Below are 17,123 nucleotides of genomic sequence, written 5' to 3' on the forward strand. Positions count from 1 at the left end.
GGCCCTCGTGGCTGATGTCGTCGACCACCCCCTCGGCGACCAGGAAGTCCGCCAGCTTGGACAGGCTCCAGGTCGAGAACGGCAGGTCGTGCTCGGTCGGCTTGGACTTCGCGATCTTCTTGATCTCACGGCGCTCCGGCAGCGTGAACGTCTTCGGCCGGCCACCGGAGTACTTCGGATACAGAGAGTCGAAGCCGTCCGTGTTGAAGTTGTGGATCACGTCCCGGACCCGGTCGTCGCTGGTGAACGACACCTCGGCGATCTTCGCCACCGGCATGCCCTGCGCAGAAAGCAGCACCATCTGGGCCCGCCGCCAGGTCACCACCGACCCGGTGCCTCTGCGGATAATCCGCAGCAGCCGCCGCCCCTCATCGTCATCGATCTCTCGGACACGCACTCGTTCTGCCACCCGGACAGAATGACGCCCACGCGCCGTCCACCACAGCACCCGGACGGCGCGTCACATCACAACAGGGCAAACGTTGCCTGATCCGGCACTAGTCTTCCGCGCTGTCGTCGTCGATCCCGAGGCCCGGGAGCAGCCCCGGGAGCAGCGGGGGCAGCGTGACGTCCGGGGTGGGCGTGGTGGTGCCCCTGCCCGACGCGGATGGCGGAGTGTTCTCTGACGGGGTGTCCAGGAGGTCGTCCGGGTCGCCCGGGAGCAGGTCGTCGGACGGGGTGGAGACGGAGTCGGACGGGTCCGGTGTGCCGCTGCTGCCGTCCTGGCCCGATGAGGTCCCGGAGGACGAGGGGGACGGGTCGTCCGAATCGGATGAGCCGTCGGGCTGCGGTGACGACCCCGACTGCTGTGAATCGGCGCTCCGGTCCGGCGTGCGGGGGAAGAGCGACTGCAGCGGTGCGACCTCTTCGTCTATGGCTTCGAAGACCGAGCTGACCTCGTCCCCGATGTCCGTCAGCTGGACCGGCAGCCGGTCGCGCAGGCTGCTCCAGCTCTCGCGGTGGGAGCGGGAGAAGGAGTCCAGGGTCTGGATGGGGCCGAGGGTCCCGTCGCGCTCGTACGCGGAGTGGAGCAGGCGGTGGCCCTCGGTGGCGTCGTGCGTCATGCCGCCCAGGGTGCGTCTGATCTCGCCGAGTGATTCGTGGTCCAGATCGCCCGTGCGGCCGCGCTCCATCAGTCTGCGGGCCTCGCTCAGACGGGTCGATGCCTGGTCGAGGTACACCTCGCCGCGGTCGGCATCGCCGTCGGCCATACCGAGATGGATGTCCTCCATGCCGCGCTTCAGTCCGTACAGCGAATCACCCGGCAGGGCGTCGGAACTGGCAGCGGCGACTCCGCCGAAGGCACCCGCGGCCACACCGACGGTGAGCCCGCCGGCGGCGAGGCCCTTCGTCCAGCGGGAGCGGGGGCGCAGTCTCCGGAGCGGGGAGGCCCGGTGGGCCCCCTTTCTCCGTTGTTCGGGCACCGTAGGGCCCGTGGATGCGCCGCCCTCGGCAAACATGGCCTCCATGGCGGCGACGAGCTGGGCTCGCTGCACCATCTTGACCTCGGGATCCATCTCCGGTCTCGGCAGCTCACCGAGGCCGTTCGCCAGGGCCAACAGCGTTCCGTGGTCGGCCGGTTCGGCCGGTTCCTCGGGCTGTACGGCCGCCGCACCCTGGAGCTCCTGCTCCTCCAGGGCCTGGGCGAAGGCGTTCGCCCGCCGGTGTGCCGAAACGTTTGCGATCACTGGCGGCACCTCCTCTCGTCATGACGGTCGACTCCCCTGGGGGTCCGGAAGGTTGCACACCTTGAGCGCTTCCACTCGGATGAGTGAGTGTCGGCGGACATGGAGTGACGACAGGGGGCCTGCAACCGGCACAACGAGTGGCGCGGCACTTGGGTTACGCGCGAAGGATGATCCGACCAGTGCGTGACGGGCCTGTCACCGAGCGCGTTCACGGGGTATGTCGTTCGGTGATTCAGCGGGCATCATCCGGCAGGAGCCGGGCGAGAGTGCGCACGGCGCGATACTGCAGAGTTTTGATCGCGCCCTCGTTCTTGCCCATCACACGGGCCGTCTCGGCGACCGAGAGGCCCTGCAGGAAGCGCAGGGTCACGCACTCCTGCTGCTGGGGGTTGAGTCGGCGCACGGCTTGCAGCAGTGCGGCGTTGGAGAGGGACTCCAGGACGGAGTCCTCGGGGCTGCGCTCGACCTCGTTGGCGTCGAGCATTTCGCCGGTGGTCACTTCCAGTCGGAACCGGCTGGACTTGAAGTGGTCGGCGACCAGGTTGCGGGCGATGGTGACCAGCCAGGCGCCGAAGTCGCGGCCCTGCCAGGTGAACGTGGAGATGCGCCGCAGGGCGCGCAGGAAGGTCTCACTGGTGAGGTCCTCCGCTGTCGCCTTGCCGCCCACCCGGTAGTAGATGTATCGGTAGACGGTGTCGCTGTACTGGTCGTAGAGACGGCCGAAGGCGTCAGCCTCACCGGCCTGTGCGCGCTCGACGAGATCCATCATGCGCGCGCTGTCGCTGTCGGCGGTGGGCCGACGAACGGTGGACGTGGTCGTTGCGCCGCGGTTGCTGCGTCTTCCGACCGCCGCACCGCGTTCGGCCAGGGCGTAGCAAGGGCCGACAGGCGCAGGGGTGGCAAAGGCGGGTACGGCGTACGCGGTGGGGACGAAGCCGCGCAAGCGGTCGGCGACCGTTGCGCGCAGCGTAGCCAGGCCCGAGGCGTCAACCCCGACGTGTGGGTACACGGGACTCCCAGAGGCAGAGCTTCCATCACGTGCAGTGCAGAACCGTCACTCGTCGTAGTGAGTGGTGGGTTCCGGAATGCGTCTGAGGAGAATAACGCTTCGTACAGGCAGTGCTACACCCAGTTGCTCAAATCATCGATTACGTCGCTTCTGTAGCGACTAAACGACGTATCAAGTAGCACATCGTGACCGTTTATTGATCGGATTACTTCGCCATCTGGCTGCGGGCGCGACGGGTTGTGGTCGGGTGCGCGCAATCCGACTGGCGGGGGCTGTCCGCGGGTAAGAGGTCCCGATTGGCGGCAGGCAGCCGGGCGTGGCCCGGCCCCGTCGGGGCCGGGCCAGGAGGTGGACGGGCCGGCCGGGCGGCCCGTCATCGGGGTGACGGGCCCGGCGGCGTGACGCTCCGACGCGCAGGGCCGGTCGGCGGCGGTGGGTCAGCGGCGGCGGCGGTGCAGGGCGACGGCGGCCGCCGTCCCGCCGGCCAGGGCGCCGACGCCGGCCGCGGCCGGAATGCCGACCTTGGCGGCCTTGCGACCCGTCCGGTAGTCGCGCAGCCGCCAGTCGAGGGCCCGGGCGTGCTTGCGGAGCTTGGTGTCCGGGTTGATCGCGTAGGGGTGGCCGACCAGGGACAGCATCGGGATGTCGTTGTGCGAGTCGCTGTAGGCGGCGCAGCGGGCCAGGTCCAGGCCCTCGGCGGAGGCCAGGGCGCGGACCGCCTCGGCCTTTGCGGGCCCGTGCAGCGGCTCGCCGACCAGTCGGCCGGTGTAGACGCCGTCGACGGACTCGGCGACGGTGCCGAGCGCGCCGGTCAGGCCGAGGCGCCGGGCGATGATCGTCGCGGTCTCCACCGGCGCGGCGGTGACCAGCCAGACCTTCTGCCCGGCGTCGAGGTGGGCCTGGGCGAGGGCGCGGGTGCCGGGCCAGATGCGGTCGGCCATGTACTCGTCGTAGATCTCCTCGCCGATGGACATCAGCTCGGAGACGCGGTGCCCCTTGACGATGGACAGGGCGCTGTCGCGGGCGTCCTGCATGTGCTCGGGGTCCTCGACGCCGGCCAGTCTGAACCAGGCCTGCTGCCAGGCGAACCGGGTCAGTTCGCGGCGTTCGAAGAACTTCCGTTTGTAGAGGCCTCGGCCGAAGTGGAAGATCGCCGCGCCCTGCATCACGGTGTTGTCCAGGTCGAAGAAGGCGGCGGCGCGGTCGTCGCCGACGACCGGGAAATCGGGTTCCGGTTCCTCGGCGGCCGCGGGGCGCGCGCCGACGGATCGTCCGGTGGGCTGGTCTGCGGGCTGTTCGGCGGGGATCGACGACTTCCGCGCTGCCTCGGCTGCTGCCTCGCCTGCCAGCACGCTCCGTGCTGTCGCGGAACGCCTACGGGGTGTGAGCCATCCAAGTGCGGCCATGTCGTGAGCATAGCCAGTCCGTTCGGCCGTTCCCGACCTGCCGGGATGCGGTGGCGTGAACTCTCGGGGGCCGAATTGTTAAACGGGCGATTCCGGGCGTACCGGATCGGCTCGGGAAACCGTGGGCGGGCGGCGCAGAATGAAGGCATGAGTGCCTTGCTGCGTCGTAGGAAGAAGAACCCCGCGGACCGGGTGGTGACCCTTGTGGGCAAGCCCGGCTGTCACCTCTGTGACGACGCGAGACTGGTGGTGCGGGAGGTCTGTGCGGAGACCGGCGCGTCCTGGGAGGAGAAGGACATCACCCAGGACGAGGAGCTGCACCGGGCGTACTGGGAGCAGATTCCGGTGGTCCTCATCGATGACGAACAGCACACGTTCTGGCGGGTGGACCCGGCGAGACTGCGCAGCGCTCTGCTTTCCTGACAAACCCGGTTACCATCATGGGCGTTTTGAGTGGTCTCGGGGGTGTAGTCGTGAGGAGTGTGTACCGCCTTGCCCCCTTCGGGCCTGCAACGGGCTGATGCGATCCATGGTTCCGGGATCGCACGACGGATGCGCGTGACCCCGGTCACTTTGACCGGACAAAACGGACACCATCTTTGTGCACGCGTTCACAAAGACATAGCCTGCATTCGACGGGGCGGTCTTGGAACATACGGCCGCCTGCAGCCCCGCTCATCCCGCAGGAGCACCGTGGCAACTGGCCGAACTCACCGACCGGCGACCCGTAGCCGAGGAATTCCCGAGGCCACCGTCGCCCGGCTTCCGCTGTATCTCCGCGCACTGACCGCGCTCTCCGAGCGTTCGGTCCCCACGGTCTCCTCCGAGGAGCTCGCCGCGGCGGCGGGGGTCAATTCCGCCAAGCTGCGCAAGGACTTCAGCTACCTCGGGTCGTACGGAACGCGCGGGGTCGGGTACGACGTCGAGTATCTCGTCTACCAGATCTCCCGTGAGCTCGGGCTCACCCAGGACTGGCCGGTCGTCATCGTCGGTATCGGTAATCTCGGCGCCGCGCTCGCCAACTACGGCGGCTTCGCCTCCCGTGGTTTCCGGGTCGCCGCGCTGATCGACGCCGACCCCGCGATGGCCGGTACGCCCGTCGCCGGGATCCCCGTCCAGCACGCCGACGAGCTGGAGAAGATCGTCAGCGACAACGGAGTGTCGATCGGTGTCATCTCGACCCCGGCCGGCGCCGCGCAGCAGGTCTGCGACCGGCTCGTGGCCGCGGGCGTCACCTCCATCCTGAACTTCGCGCCGACGGTGCTCTCCGTGCCCGACGGTGTGGACGTCCGCAAGGTCGACCTCTCGATCGAGCTCCAGATCCTCGCCTTCCACGAGCAGCGCAAGGCCGGCGAGGAAGCCGCCGTCGGAGACGTCGCCGACCAGGCCGCGCCGCCCGTGCGCGCCGCCACCAGCAGCGGCCGGAAGGGACCCGACGGGGACATGCCCGCCGTGATGCCGGCATGAGTCTCCTTGTCGTGGGGCTGAGCCACCGCAGCGCCCCGGTCTCCGTACTGGAGCGGGCGTCGCTGGCCGCCGAGACGCAGGGCAAGCTGCTGCAGGACACCCTGGCAGCCGAGCCCGCCACCGAGGCCGCCGTCCTGGCCACCTGCAACCGCATCGAGCTGTACGCCGACGTGGACAAGTTCCACGCGGGCGTCGCCGAGCTGTCCACGCTCCTCGCGCAGCACAGCGGGGTCGGGCTGGACGAGCTCACTCCGTATCTCTATGTGCACTACGAGGACCGGGCCGTCCACCATCTCTTCTCGGTGGCGTGCGGACTTGACTCGATGGTCGTCGGCGAGGGGCAGATCCTCGGCCAGATCAAGGACGCGCTGGCGCTGGGGCAGGAGCTCCACACCGCGGGCCGGCTGCTGAACGACCTGTTCCAGCAGGCGCTGCGGGTGGGTAAGCGTGCCCACAGTGAGACCGGGATCGACCGGGCCGGGCAGTCGCTCGTCACCTTCGGCCTGGAGCAGCTCGCCGACGGCGGCGAGATCGCCGTCTGGGCGAAGGGCAAGCGCGCGCTGGTGATCGGCGCCGGTTCGATGTCGTCGCTGTCCGCCGCCACGCTGGCGCGCGCCGGTGTCGCCGAGGTCGTCGTCGCCAACCGGACCAGGGCCCGCGCCGAGCGGCTCGTCGAGATCCTCAACCAGCCCGGCGGCACGGGAACGGTTGCCCGCGCCGTGGAGATGGCCGCGGTCTCCGACGAACTGACACGTGCCGACGTGGTCGTCTCCTGCACCGGTGCGACGGGTCTCGTGCTGACCGCCGAGGCCGTCGCCGGAGCGCTCGGCCTGCCGTTCGACGCGGCCGTGGCCGCAGCCCCGGCGCCTGCCGCGCCCGCTGCCGACCTGGACCAGCATGCGGCGTGGGTGGAGAACGGTTCCGCCACCATGACCGCGCAGACGCAGACCGTCCGCCGGGCCACCGTGCCCGCGCAGTCCACCGGACCGGTCCGGCTCGCCCTGCTCGACCTCGCGATGCCGCGCGACATCGACGGTGCGGCGACGCGCCTCGACGGCGTGCGCCTGGTCGACATCGAGTCGCTTGCCGAGGCGTCGGCGGACGCCCCGATGGCCGCCGATGTGGACCAGGTGCGCACCATCGTCTCCGACGAGGTCGCCGCGTTCGGCGCCGCTCAGCGTGCCGCCCACATCACCCCGACGGTCGTCGCCCTGCGCACCATGGCCGCCGATGTGGTGGCCGGGGAGATCGCACGGCTCGACGGGCGTCTTCCCGACCTGGACGAGAAGCAGCGCGCCGAGATCACGCAGACCGTGCGCCGCGTCGTCGACAAGCTCCTGCACGCGCCCACCGTGCGGGTCAAGCAGCTCGCCAGCGAGCCCGGCGGTGCCGGGTACGCCGACGCCCTGCGAGAACTCTTCGACCTCGACCCGCAGACGGTCGCCGCCGTCTCCCGGGCAGACCTGAACGACCCGAATCGAGGGCGGTCATGACCGACAACTCACCCCAGCGCGCGCAGACCGACGCGCCGCTCCGGCTGGGCACCCGGCGCAGCAAGCTCGCCATGGCGCAGTCCGGCCTCGTCGCCGACGCGGTCAGCGAGGTGACCGGTCGAGCCGTCGAGCTCGTCGAGGTCACCACGTACGGAGACACCTCCAAGGAGCATCTCGCGCAGATCGGCGGCACGGGCGTGTTCGTCGCGGCGCTGCGCGAGGCGCTGCTGCGAGGCGAGGTGGACTTCGCCGTCCACTCGCTCAAGGATCTGCCGACCGCGCAGCCCGAGGGCCTCGTGCTGGCCGCCGTACCGCAGCGCGAGGACCCGCGCGACGTGCTGGTGGCCCGGGACGGGCTGGCCTTCGAGCAGCTGCCGTCCGGTGCCCGCATAGGCACCGGCTCGCCGCGCCGCATGGCCCAGCTCAACGCGTACGCCCGCAGTCACGGCCTCGACATCGAGACCGTGCCGATCCGCGGCAACGTCGACACGCGTATCGGATTTGTACGAAGCGGTGAACTGGACGCGGTGGTTCTCGCCGCGGCCGGGCTCAGCCGCCTCGGCCGGACCGGTGAGGTGACCGACTTCCTGCCGGTCGACACCGTTCTGCCCGCTCCCGGCCAGGGAGCACTGGCGATCGAATGCGCTGCAACCAGCGCGGACCTCGCCGCCGCGCTCGCCGAGCTCGACGATCCGTACACCCGGATCGCCGTGACCGCCGAGCGTGCCCTGCTCGCCGCCCTGGAGGCCGGCTGTTCCGCACCCGTGGGTGCGCTGGCCGACCTCCTGGTCGACGGGCAGGCTGTCAACGAACTGCGCCTGCGCGGTGTCGTCGGATACACCGACGGTTCCTCGCTGGTACAGATGTCCACCACCGGTCCCGTCCCCACGTCGCTCGACGACGCGGCGGCCCTCGGTCGCGAGCTCGCGGCCGAGATGCTCGCCAAGGGTGCGGCCGGTCTTATGGGGGAGCGAGCACTTTGAGCCCCACCGGCCCCGCCGCATCCGACATTCCTGTCCTGTCCGCAGGGCACGTCACCTTCCTCGGCGCCGGTCCCGGCGACCCGGGACTGCTGACTCTGCGCGCCGTCGAGGCGCTCGCGAGCGCGGACGTTCTTGTCGCCGAGCCGGACGTTCTCGGCGTCGTCCGCGGCCATGCGCGGACAGGCGTAAGCACGCCTGAACTGACCGTTGTTGACGTGTCGTCAACAACTGCCACCGTGCCCGTTCTCAGGGACGCGGCCAATCTTGTCATGGAGGCCGCGAAGGGCGGCAGGCGGGTCGTCCGTGCCGTCTCCGGGGATCCCGGTCTGGACGGCAACGCGGGCGCGGAGATGCTCGCGTGCGCCGCCGCCGGCATCCCCTTCGAGGTCGTGCCGGGAGTGGCGAACGTCGTGGGCGTGCCCGCGTACGCCGGTGTGCCGCTGCGGGACGCGCAGGGCGCCGACGTCCGGTTCGTCGATGCCCGTACCGCTTCGGACCGCTGCTGGACCGAGGTCGGCGCGAGCGATGCCACGGCGGTCGTCTCGACCACGCTGGACTCGGTGGCGGCCGCGGCGGGCGAGCTGGTCTCGGCCGGCCGCAAGCCCGACACCCCGCTGACCGTGACCGTCGCCGGTACGACGACGCGGCAGCGCACCTGGACGGCGACCCTCGGGACGATCGCCCAGGTCCTGAAGCAGGCGAAGGTGCTGCCGTCGCCGGACGGGCACCAGCCGGTCATAGCCGTGGTCGGGGAGCGCAGCTCCGCCGCCCAGCGCGACCAGCTCTCCTGGTTCGAGTCGAAGCCGCTCTTCGGCTGGAAGGTGCTCGTACCGCGGACGAAGGAGCAGGCGGCGTCGCTCTCCGACCAGTTGCGTTCCTACGGTGCGGTGCCGCACGAGGTCCCGACGATCGCCGTCGAGCCGCCGCGCACCCCGCAGCAGATGGAGCGCGCGGTCAAGGGCCTGGTCACCGGCCGCTACGAGTGGATCGCCTTCACCAGCGTCAACGCGGTCAAGGCGGTTCGTGAGAAGTTCGAGGAGTACGGGCTCGACGCCCGTGCCTTCGCCGGGATCAAGGTCGCCGCGGTCGGCGAGCAGACTGCCGCCGCGCTGATCGATTTCGGTGTGAAGCCGGACCTGGTGCCGTCGGGCGAGCAGTCCGCGGCCGGTCTGCTGGAGGACTGGCCGCCGTACGACCCGGTCTTCGACCCGATCGACCGTGTCTTCCTGCCGCGCGCCGACATCGCCACCGAGACGCTGGTCGCCGGGCTGATCGAGCTGGGCTGGGAGGTCGACGACGTCACCGCGTACCGCACGGTCCGCGCCTCGCCGCCGCCGTCCGACACGCGTGAGGCCATCAAGGGCGGCGGGTTCGACGCGGTGCTCTTCACCTCGTCGTCGACCGTCCGGAACCTGGTCGGTATCGCGGGCAAGCCGCACAACGTGACCGTCATCGCGTGCATCGGCCCGGCCACGGCGAAGACCGCCGAGGAGCACGGTCTGCGGGTCGACGTCCTGTCGCCGGAGCCTTCGGTGCACAAGCTGGCCGAGGCGCTCGCCGACTTCGGCGCGCAGCGCCGGGAGGCGGCGAAGGAGGCCGGCGACCCGGTGACCCGGCCGAGCGAGCGGCGTCCGGGCGCGCGCAGGCGTCGTACGACGACCTGATCGGCCCGTCCGGGAACTGTTCATGGGTTGGGGGTCCGGCTGCTTCGGCGGCCGGGCCCCTGCCGTTTCCCCTGCTCGTACCCGTGGCCTTTTTCCCGGCACAGGTGTCGGTAAGACGGTGATGTGTACGGGTCTATCGTCGAAGGATGACTGTGTACGGAAACTTCCCCGGCTCCCGCCCCCGGCGGCTGCGGACGACCCCGGCGATGCGACGGATGGTCGCCGAGACACGGCTCGCCCCGTCGAACCTGATCCTGCCCGCGTTCGTGCGCGAGGACATCGACGCGCCCGTCGCGATCTCGGCCATGCCCGGTGTCCAGCAGCACACCCTGGACACCCTGCGGAAGGCCGCCGTCGACGCGGTCTCGGCCGGTGTCTCCGGGATCATGCTGTTCGGTGTCCCGGCGGACGAGAAGAAGGACGCCTGGGGGACGGCGGGCACCGACCCGGACGGGATTCTCCAGGTCGGGCTGCGTGCGGTGCGCGAGGAGGTCGGTGACGACCTCGTCGTCATGTCGGACCTGTGCCTGGACGAGTACACGGACCACGGGCACTGCGGTGTCCTGACCGACGACGGCCGGGTCGACAACGACGCGACGCTCGAACGGTACGCAGAGATGGCCCAGGTCCAGGCCGACGCGGGCGCCCATGTGGTCGGCCCCAGCGGCATGATGGACGGACAGGTCGGCGTCATCCGTGACGCGCTCGACCAGACCGGCCACGAGGACGTGTCGATCCTCGCCTACACGGTGAAGTACTCGTCCGCGTTCTACGGCCCGTTCCGGGAGGCGGTCGGCTCCTCGCTCAAGGGCGACCGCAAGACGTACCAGCAGGACCCGGCGAACGTCCGCGAGTCGCTGCGCGAGCTGGCCCTCGACCTCGAAGAGGGCGCGGACATGGTCATGGTCAAGCCGGCCGGACCCTATCTGGACGTTCTGGCGAAGGTCGCCGACTCGGTGGACGTGCCGGTCGCCGCGTACCAGATCAGCGGCGAGTACGCGATGATCGAGGCGGCCGCCGAGAAGGGCTGGATCGACCGTGACGCGGCGATCATGGAGAGCCTGACCGGGATCCGGCGCGCGGGCGCGCAGATGATCCTGACGTACTGGGCGACGGAGGTCGCCGAGCGGCTGCGTCGTTCGTGACGGCGGATGCCTGGAACCCGCGCCGCCTCAGGCCGCGGGTTCCAGGCCCCAGGCCGTGAGGATGCGGACCGCCTCGTGGCCCAGCGCGGCGTCCTCGGACAGCCGGTGCAGTACTTCGATCCGCTTGTCGCTGGGGCCCGCCTCGTTGAGCGCCGCCAGGGCGTTGTCGCGTACGAGCCGGTCGAAGTCGTCCATGACGGCGGCGGCCAGTACTTCGTGCACCTCGGGATCGTCGGCGTAGGGACCGAGCGCCATGGCCGCGTACTGACGGACCAGGTCCTCGTCGGGGCCGCGGAGCACCGCCAGCAGTGCCTGGCCGGCGCGGAGCCGGGACCCTGCGTCGGCCGGGGGCCGCAGGCGGAGCGCCTTGGTGGCCTCGACCCTGGCGAGCTCGTACTCCTCGGCGTCGGCGGTCACCGACGTGAGGAAGGGCACGACCACCGGATGGTCGGGCCGGTCCGCGAGCATGTCGCCGATGGTGGCGACGAGTTCGCGTTTCTGGTCGCTTTCGGCAGGCAGTGCGCGGAACTGCTCGATGAGGCTGTCTGTCCGGTCCATGATGTGTGCGCTTCCCCGTGCGCGGGTGATGCATGCCTCGTCGGAAGCGGCCGCCTCCCGGCGGCGGCAGGCCGAAGGGTGCGCACGGCGCGTCCTCAGTCCCACCAGAACGACCACGACTCCCCGCCCAGCACGTACCGGTCGGCGTAGGCGCGCAGGGTGGCCGGGGTGTTGTGGGCGATGTTGTCCGGGCAGAAGGCGAGGTGTTCGGCGGCGACCGCCACCGCCTCGTCGGCGGTTGCCGGCGGCGCGGCCACCGAGACGGTCAAGTGGTCGAAGCCGAGTGCCACGACCCGTATGCCGAAGCGGTCCTCCCAGGACCGGAGCACCGCGCAGAGCCGTGCCGCGTCGGTCTCGTGATTGAGCGGGCCCGTCCATCCCATCGCCGCGGGTATGTCCGCGCTGCGGCGGGCGGGTACCAGGGCCGCGCGGGCCCCCGGCATCCTGCTGTCCTCGGCGGTGAGCCGGGCGGCGATCTCGGCGGCCCGTTCCTCCGCGTCGGCGGGGTCGCTCACGGACGGGGTGGGTGCGAGGCCCGGCCACTCCGGGCCGAAGGGGCCGATCGCGGCGCCTTCGGGCTCGTCCTCCACGTACACCTCCCAGAGCTCGGCCAGCACCTCTTCGGCGTCGTGGTCGCCCGGGTACGACGTCGTACCGGGATCGAGCTCCCACTTCTCGGGCCACTCACCGCGTACGCCGGAGTCCAGCAGTACGGGGAGCAGCCCGACCGCCCTGCCTTCGGCGAGCAGGCGCGGCCAGGTGTCCGGGGTCGCGGGCCTGTCCGCGTACCAGAGCAGTGGTTCGTGCCACGGGCCGTCGTGCGTCGCGTCGACCGTTGTGCCGGGCGGGAGTCGGAGCCCGGAGGTGGCCAGGGACGGAAGCGGGTTCGGGAGCGTCGCCATGACCGCGACTCTAGACGCGGTCACTGACAGCGGTGGGGCACGGTCGGCCTCCGCGCCCGCCTCCGGCCGCCCTTGGGGGCGGGTACTCGGCGACCGCCCCGGTGTCCGGGTGGACTACGGGTGGGCGTGGACGACGGCGAACGCGGTGCGCGCCGTGGTGCCGTCGGGCATCGGCGCGTCCGCGGTGACATGGCCGAGTGCCTGGCCCTCGGTGTCCTGGCCGGGCTGGAGAACGCGGTTGATGTGGATGATCAGGAGGCGTCCGTCGGATGCCGTCTCCACCAATAGGTCCGTACCGTCGGGGTCATCGCTCACGGTCGTGGAGGCGATCGCCGTCGTGACGCCGGACTCCGCGAACCAACCGCTGACGGAAGTGTCGGGGGTATCGCTCGTGCTCTGCATCTGCGGCTCTGCCTCGCCGACGATCAGCGCGAACAACTGGGCGACGAGAACCGGGTCTCGCGTCCCGTCGTACACAAACCGCTGCCCCAGCACCCCGTGCTCGGTGGTGCCGATGAGCGCTTCGTCGGCACCCACGATCGGTGCGCCGCGATAACTGAACGGCACCTGGTATGTGACTGGTTGGTCCCCCGACGTGTCGGTGACCGCCATGAACTCGATCCCCACCTCGCCCTTCGGGTCGTCCAGCCGGAATCCGCCGGACTTCACCAGCTCGGGCTGTTCCCTGCCGCGGTACCAGGGCTGCACGGGCAGCCAGGTGGCGAGGAGTTCCAGCTTGGTGGGCGTCAGAGTGGTGTGGTGGATGAAAGCCATGGCGGTGGTACCCCTCCCGTGGGTTCGGACGAGTCGGCCGGCCTGCCGCGAAGCCGGCGGGGGCTGAGCGGCAGGTACCGGCAGGCCCTTCGTTCTCCCGGTGGAGGGCCTGCGATCGCAGCATCGCATACCGCCCGAGGAGCCGGGCAAGGTTGTGTGGTGCAAGTTCGGTCAGGGCTGATCGGGTCGGGCGAACTCGACGGCCTCGCGTACGTCCTCGTCCGGATCCTCGGCGAGGCGCCGGAGCAGCGCGTCGACGCCGGGTGTCCGCCAGCGGGCCACGGCCTCGACCAGCGCCGTCCGGACCGTGGCGTCGGGATGGTCGGCCAGGTGGGCCAGTTGGGCCACCGGGCCCCGTCGGCGCATGCCCAGCCAGTGCAGGGCCGCGCACAACTGCGCCGCATCACCGGGGTCACCGGCCTCGACGATCCGTTTCAGGAGGACCGGAGTCGCGGGCGCCGGGCCGTCGAGCGGGTGCGGCCGGCGGCGGCGCAGGCGCTGCGAGCCGTACTCGCCGCGCACTCGGCAGCCGTAACAGGTACAGGGCGGCCTGCCGTTGGAGTTCGGGAAGTAGCGCCAGCCGGTCACCTGACGGACGGTGCGCACGTGGTGGACTTCGGCCCGGGTGACGGGGCGGGGGACGAAGACCTCCCAGCCGCGCGGGTCCTCCAGGGCGGCCACCCGGTGCACGGCGTCGCTTGCCGTGGTGGCGGCATGAGCCCGGCCCGGCCGGTTGCTGTAGTGGCCGACGGTGACGGGTTCGTCGTCCGGCAGCCGGAGTTGGACGGCGACGAGTCCGCGTGGGCCGCCGTGGCGGGCGAGCTCGCGCAGCCATTGGTGGGTCAGCGTGTAGGAGGGCAGGACGGGGAAGCAGAACAGGCCCTTGCCGCCGTCGCGGTCGCGGCTGACGGCCCGTATTCCGGACTTCCGGATGCGGGCCGTGTTCGCTGCGGGTGTCAGGTGTACGAACATGGCCATGGCGCCGATCGTAGGGGAGCGGCCGGGGCGAACCCGCCCCAGGGCTCTGCAGGTTCTCACCCGTACGTCCCGGCCGTATCCCTACGATCGACGCCATGAGAGCTTCCGGAACCTTCACGGTCACCTCGTTCGTCCCGTCCGATCTGAAGCCCGTCCCCGAGGTCGCCACCGCGCTTCCGGTTGGCGTCGCGACCATCGTGAAGAGCTTCGAGGGCGAGGTCACGGGGCACTCGACGACCCTGTTCACGGCCGCCTTCGACCAGGTCACGGGCGTGGGTACGTACGTGGCCATGGAGTCCTTCGAGGGCTCGGTCGGCGGCCGCGAGGGCGCGTTCAACTTCGTGCACTCCGCCGCGACGAGCGGCAGCGACCGTGCGAACGAGTTCTTCACGATCGTGCCGTCGAGCGGTACCGGCGGACTGGCCGGGATCCGTGGAGGCGGCGGGCTGGCCGTGGACGGTGACAGCCACCGGATATGGTTCGACTTCGACTGCGACGTCGATGCCGGTCCTGCGGGCGGGGCTCAGTAGGTGAGGGCGTCGGCCATCTCGGTCTGCCAGTACGTGACGAAGCCGTTGTCACCCCAGTAGGTGTCGGCCGGCAGTGTCAGCTCGGCCGGGGCGGTGCCGGTGTCGCCCGCGGGGTTCTTCGACGAGAAGTGCACCCCGAGGCGGGTGGCCTTGTGCAGGTTCTTCTGATCGTCCTCGCCGGCCAGACCGATGGCGGCGTAGGCGGACTGGCCCGGCTGGAGTGTGACCACCGCCTGAGGCTTGCTGTCGTCGAGGATCGGGAAGACCGCCTGGGCGTCGTCGAACCGGAGCTTGGGCGCGTAGTAGGCGTAGCAGGTGCGGGAGCCCGTGTTCGTCATGGTGAGCAGCAGGTGGTTGATGGGGCGGCTCACCTTGCTGACGGTGATCTTGGTGTTCTCGCCTACGCAGGTGACGGGCGTGCTGGTTTTGGTGCTGCCTGCCTGGTCCGTGGAGCCGGTGGTGTTCTTTCCGCCGCTCTTGGCGGGGGCCGCGCTGTTCCCGGACGTGCTGCCGGTGCCGGAGTCGCTGTCGGCGTCGGTGCCGTCCTTGTCCGGCGCGGCGGTCGGGGACGAGGACTGCTTGCCCGTGGCGTCCGCCGCCGAAGCGGACGATCCCGCCTTGCCGTTGTCGCTGCTGTCGCCGTCGTCACCGCTGCATGCGGTGAGCGAGAGGGCGGCCAGGAGGGCGGTGGCGGCGAGGGCAGTGGTGCGGATGCGGTTGCTGCGCATGGTGGTGGTACTCCCCGTGAGTGTGGGCGGTCTGTGCCGTTCAGTGGTGGCAGATCAGGACCATGACGACCGTGCCGGTCACGATCACTACGCCGATGGCCAGTGCATCGATGAGCTCGATGCGTAAGAGGGTTCGCAAGCGCTTGTCCCCTGTGGTCTCTGCGGTGTGGTCACAGCTTGCGGGGAGGCAGATTTCGGCCGCAACGCCCGCCGGACCATTGGGGATGCTGGAATGCCTGCGCGTACTGTGACCTGGGCGGATTCCGTGTCCCTGGAACGGTGTTCCGGGACGGATCAGAGGGGGAGCACGTAGTGGCGACGCCAGAGGCCGAAGAATTCGCGGTCCTGCTCAAGGAACTGAAGGACCGTTCGGGGCGCAGTTACGGGGTGCTTGCCAAGAAGTTGCATGTCAGCACGTCGACGCTGCATCGGTACTGCAACGGGGACGCCGTCCCCAACGAGTACGGGGCGGTGGAGCGGTTGGCCCGCCTGTGCGGGGCCACGTCCGACGAACTCGTGGAACTGCACCGGCGGTGGATCGTCGCCGAGGCGGCGCGGCGGCGTGGGAAGCCGGAGAGCGCGGCGCCGATCTCCCCGGCGGCTCCCGGCGCCGATGCGCTGTCCCCTCCGGGGAGATCGGCGGCCCCGGTTCCTGAACCCGAGCGCCGGCACGATCCCGGACCCGAACCCGAACCCGCATCCGAACTGGCGCGCGAGCACGGACCTGTACCCGAGCCCTCAGGGGCCCGCTGGCGACGTGCATCCGCCCGTACACGCGTGCTGCTCGCGACGGCCGCCGTTGTCGCGCTCACCGTGCCCACCGTCATCGTCGCCGACCAGCTCGCCGGGGCGAGCCAGGACGCCTCCGCGGGTACCCGGGGGGCGGCGGACCCCGGGGACGACAAGAAGGCCGACACCGTGTCCGGCGCCTCGGAGAACGCCTCCACGTCGCCCGGTCCGTCGCGGCCCCCGAGCGCCTCCGTGAACACCGGGTCCACCACCCCGTCCGTACGTACCACCGCGTCGGTCCCGCACGAGTCTGGGACCAGGCCGAAGGACGGTACGGGGCGGCCGCCGACCGCCACCATCAGTTCGTACAACTGGGAGGAGCCCTGCGGTCAGTACTACTTGCTGGACCAGGGCGCCGATTACGTGCCTCCGCCGCCCGTGCCGCAGGACACCCGTGGCTGGGCCCGCGCGCTGGACGGGGTGGAGGGCGGCCGGATGCGGCTCGAACTCACGGTGCAGGGCACCTCGCAGGAAGCGGTCGTCCTGGGAGGCCTGAGCGTGCGGGTGCTGAACCGTAACGCGCCCCTGAAGCGGTCCGCGTTCTCGATGGCCGAGGGCTGCGGGAGCGGTATCGAGCCGCAGTCCTTCGACGTGGACCTGGACGACAGTCGTCCCACGCTCACCCCTGTGGCGGGGAAGCAGGGGGAACAGACCGTGCCGCCGAAGGACTTCCCGTTCCGCGTCTCCTCCAGCGATGTGGAGGTCTTCGACCTCGACGCGCATGTGGAGGGCCATGACGTCAGCTGGTACCTGGAACTGGAGTGGAGCAGCGGCGGCCGGACGGGCACCCTGCGCATCGACGACGACGGCAAGCCGTTCCGTACGAGCAGCATCGCGGGACGGCCGGAGTATCTCTACAACAGAGACCTCTCCAAGTGGGAGGCCCGCTGACGAGCGGTCACCGAGGGCTCCTCGTACTCCTCGTCGTCCCGGTGCACGATCGTGCCCCACGCCGTCATCGCGTCGACGACCGCATGTTGTGGCTCGGACCGACGCCGTCCATGACCAC

Annotated in this window: 17 protein-coding genes; 8 read left to right on the plus strand and 9 right to left on the minus strand. The window is 70.5% G+C overall.

Features of this window, described 5'->3' with window-relative positions:
* The 4 genes from ACFVXE_RS18100 to ACFVXE_RS18115 all read right to left on the minus strand — a co-directional run.
* Nucleotides 1–409: transposase (locus tag ACFVXE_RS18100; protein WP_389672131.1), on the minus strand; the 409-nt coding region annotated here is incomplete at its 3' end.
* Between the two features lie 88 nt (nucleotides 410–497).
* The gene (locus ACFVXE_RS18105; protein ID WP_389672132.1) at nucleotides 498–1,688 is read right to left on the minus strand and encodes a DUF5667 domain-containing protein; all 1,191 of its coding nucleotides are present in this window, start codon (nucleotides 1,686–1,688) and stop codon (nucleotides 498–500) included.
* Between the two features lie 232 nt (nucleotides 1,689–1,920).
* Nucleotides 1,921–2,697: an ECF subfamily RNA polymerase sigma factor, BldN family gene (locus tag ACFVXE_RS18110; RefSeq protein ID WP_030928170.1), complete on the minus strand. Its 777-nt coding sequence runs from the start codon at nucleotides 2,695–2,697 to the stop codon at nucleotides 1,921–1,923.
* Nucleotides 2,698–3,134: 437 nt separating this feature from the next.
* The gene (locus ACFVXE_RS18115; RefSeq protein WP_389672133.1) at nucleotides 3,135–4,103 is read right to left on the minus strand and encodes an HAD family hydrolase; all 969 of its coding nucleotides are present in this window, start codon (nucleotides 4,101–4,103) and stop codon (nucleotides 3,135–3,137) included.
* A gap of 147 nt (nucleotides 4,104–4,250) precedes the next feature.
* On the opposite strand from ACFVXE_RS18115, the gene ACFVXE_RS18120 reads away from it, so the two are divergent.
* From ACFVXE_RS18120 to hemB, 6 genes are all read left to right on the plus strand, one after another.
* Entirely contained in the window at nucleotides 4,251–4,526 is a 276-nt protein-coding gene (locus tag ACFVXE_RS18120; RefSeq protein WP_389672134.1) for a glutaredoxin family protein, read from the plus strand.
* Between the two features lie 270 nt (nucleotides 4,527–4,796).
* Complete coding sequence (locus tag ACFVXE_RS18125; protein ID WP_389672135.1) at nucleotides 4,797–5,570, plus strand: redox-sensing transcriptional repressor Rex; 774 nt, start codon at nucleotides 4,797–4,799, stop codon at nucleotides 5,568–5,570.
* Nucleotides 5,567–7,063, plus strand: coding sequence for a glutamyl-tRNA reductase (locus ACFVXE_RS18130; RefSeq protein WP_389672136.1), 1,497 nt, complete (start codon nucleotides 5,567–5,569; stop codon nucleotides 7,061–7,063). Before ACFVXE_RS18125 ends, ACFVXE_RS18130 begins: the two co-directional genes overlap by 4 nt.
* Nucleotides 7,060–8,046, plus strand: a complete 987-nt coding sequence (hemC, locus tag ACFVXE_RS18135; RefSeq protein ID WP_389672137.1) for a hydroxymethylbilane synthase — start codon at nucleotides 7,060–7,062, stop codon at nucleotides 8,044–8,046. The genes ACFVXE_RS18130 and hemC overlap by 4 nt, the downstream gene beginning before the upstream one ends.
* On the plus strand, nucleotides 8,043–9,710 hold the full coding sequence (locus tag ACFVXE_RS18140; protein WP_389672138.1) for a uroporphyrinogen-III synthase: 1,668 nt from the start codon (nucleotides 8,043–8,045) through the stop codon (nucleotides 9,708–9,710). Before hemC ends, ACFVXE_RS18140 begins: the two co-directional genes overlap by 4 nt.
* A gap of 146 nt (nucleotides 9,711–9,856) precedes the next feature.
* Nucleotides 9,857–10,855 carry a porphobilinogen synthase gene (gene hemB / locus ACFVXE_RS18145; protein ID WP_389672139.1) on the plus strand — a complete coding sequence of 333 codons (999 nt, stop codon included), beginning with the start codon at nucleotides 9,857–9,859 and terminating at the stop codon, nucleotides 10,853–10,855.
* 27 nt (nucleotides 10,856–10,882) lie between these two features.
* Here hemB and ACFVXE_RS18150 read toward each other — a convergent pair whose 3' ends face one another.
* The 4 genes from ACFVXE_RS18150 to ACFVXE_RS18165 form a co-directional block, all read right to left on the minus strand.
* Nucleotides 10,883–11,413: a HEAT repeat domain-containing protein gene (locus ACFVXE_RS18150; RefSeq protein WP_389672140.1), complete on the minus strand. Its 531-nt coding sequence runs from the start codon at nucleotides 11,411–11,413 to the stop codon at nucleotides 10,883–10,885.
* A 95-nt stretch (nucleotides 11,414–11,508) separates the two neighbouring features.
* On the minus strand, nucleotides 11,509–12,315 hold the full coding sequence (locus ACFVXE_RS18155; protein ID WP_389672141.1) for a DUF4253 domain-containing protein: 807 nt from the start codon (nucleotides 12,313–12,315) through the stop codon (nucleotides 11,509–11,511).
* Nucleotides 12,316–12,429: 114 nt separating this feature from the next.
* On the minus strand, nucleotides 12,430–13,089 hold the full coding sequence (locus tag ACFVXE_RS18160; protein WP_389672142.1) for a 1,4-alpha-glucan branching protein: 660 nt from the start codon (nucleotides 13,087–13,089) through the stop codon (nucleotides 12,430–12,432).
* Between the two features lie 171 nt (nucleotides 13,090–13,260).
* Nucleotides 13,261–14,067 carry a HEAT repeat domain-containing protein gene (locus ACFVXE_RS18165; RefSeq protein ID WP_389672143.1) on the minus strand — a complete coding sequence of 269 codons (807 nt, stop codon included), beginning with the start codon at nucleotides 14,065–14,067 and terminating at the stop codon, nucleotides 13,261–13,263.
* Nucleotides 14,068–14,162: 95 nt separating this feature from the next.
* Here ACFVXE_RS18165 and ACFVXE_RS18170 point away from each other — a divergent pair, with 95 nt between their 5' ends.
* Nucleotides 14,163–14,597 (plus strand): DUF3224 domain-containing protein, encoded by a 435-nt coding sequence (locus tag ACFVXE_RS18170; protein ID WP_389672144.1) that lies wholly within the window; start codon nucleotides 14,163–14,165, stop codon nucleotides 14,595–14,597.
* Here the strand turns inward: ACFVXE_RS18170 and ACFVXE_RS18175 are convergent.
* Nucleotides 14,591–15,325 (minus strand): DUF4232 domain-containing protein, encoded by a 735-nt coding sequence (locus tag ACFVXE_RS18175; protein WP_389672145.1) that lies wholly within the window; start codon nucleotides 15,323–15,325, stop codon nucleotides 14,591–14,593. The two genes, ACFVXE_RS18170 and ACFVXE_RS18175, sit on opposite strands and share 7 nt — an antisense overlap.
* Before the next feature lie 312 nt (nucleotides 15,326–15,637).
* On the opposite strand from ACFVXE_RS18175, the gene ACFVXE_RS18180 reads away from it, so the two are divergent.
* Entirely contained in the window at nucleotides 15,638–17,005 is a 1,368-nt protein-coding gene (locus ACFVXE_RS18180; protein ID WP_389672146.1) for a helix-turn-helix domain-containing protein, read from the plus strand.
* Nucleotides 17,006–17,123: the final 118 nt, after the last annotated feature.

The organism is Streptomyces sp. NPDC058231, from assembly GCF_042882275.1.
In the GTDB taxonomy this organism is placed as follows: Bacteria; Actinomycetota; Actinomycetes; order Streptomycetales; family Streptomycetaceae; genus Streptomyces.

What these genes read in the sequence shown, in the direction of transcription:
- ACFVXE_RS18150 (WP_389672140.1), bottom strand. Translation starts at nt 11,413, where the DNA reads ATGGACCGGACAGACAGCCTCATCGAGCAGTTCCGCGCACTGCCTGCC.
- ACFVXE_RS18130 (WP_389672136.1), top strand. Translation starts at nt 5,567, where the DNA reads ATGAGTCTCCTTGTCGTGGGGCTGAGCCACCGCAGCGCCCCGGTCTCC.
- ACFVXE_RS18120 (WP_389672134.1), top strand. Translation starts at nt 4,251, where the DNA reads ATGAGTGCCTTGCTGCGTCGTAGGAAGAAGAACCCCGCGGACCGGGTG.
- hemB (WP_389672139.1), top strand. Translation starts at nt 9,857, where the DNA reads ATGACTGTGTACGGAAACTTCCCCGGCTCCCGCCCCCGGCGGCTGCGG.
- ACFVXE_RS18155 (WP_389672141.1), bottom strand. Translation starts at nt 12,315, where the DNA reads ATGGCGACGCTCCCGAACCCGCTTCCGTCCCTGGCCACCTCCGGGCTC.
- ACFVXE_RS18160 (WP_389672142.1), bottom strand. Translation starts at nt 13,089, where the DNA reads ATGGCTTTCATCCACCACACCACTCTGACGCCCACCAAGCTGGAACTC.
- ACFVXE_RS18170 (WP_389672144.1), top strand. Translation starts at nt 14,163, where the DNA reads ATGAGAGCTTCCGGAACCTTCACGGTCACCTCGTTCGTCCCGTCCGAT.
- ACFVXE_RS18165 (WP_389672143.1), bottom strand. Translation starts at nt 14,067, where the DNA reads ATGGCCATGTTCGTACACCTGACACCCGCAGCGAACACGGCCCGCATC.
- hemC (WP_389672137.1), top strand. Translation starts at nt 7,060, where the DNA reads ATGACCGACAACTCACCCCAGCGCGCGCAGACCGACGCGCCGCTCCGG.
- ACFVXE_RS18115 (WP_389672133.1), bottom strand. Translation starts at nt 4,103, where the DNA reads ATGGCCGCACTTGGATGGCTCACACCCCGTAGGCGTTCCGCGACAGCA.
- ACFVXE_RS18175 (WP_389672145.1), bottom strand. Translation starts at nt 15,325, where the DNA reads ATGCGCAGCAACCGCATCCGCACCACTGCCCTCGCCGCCACCGCCCTC.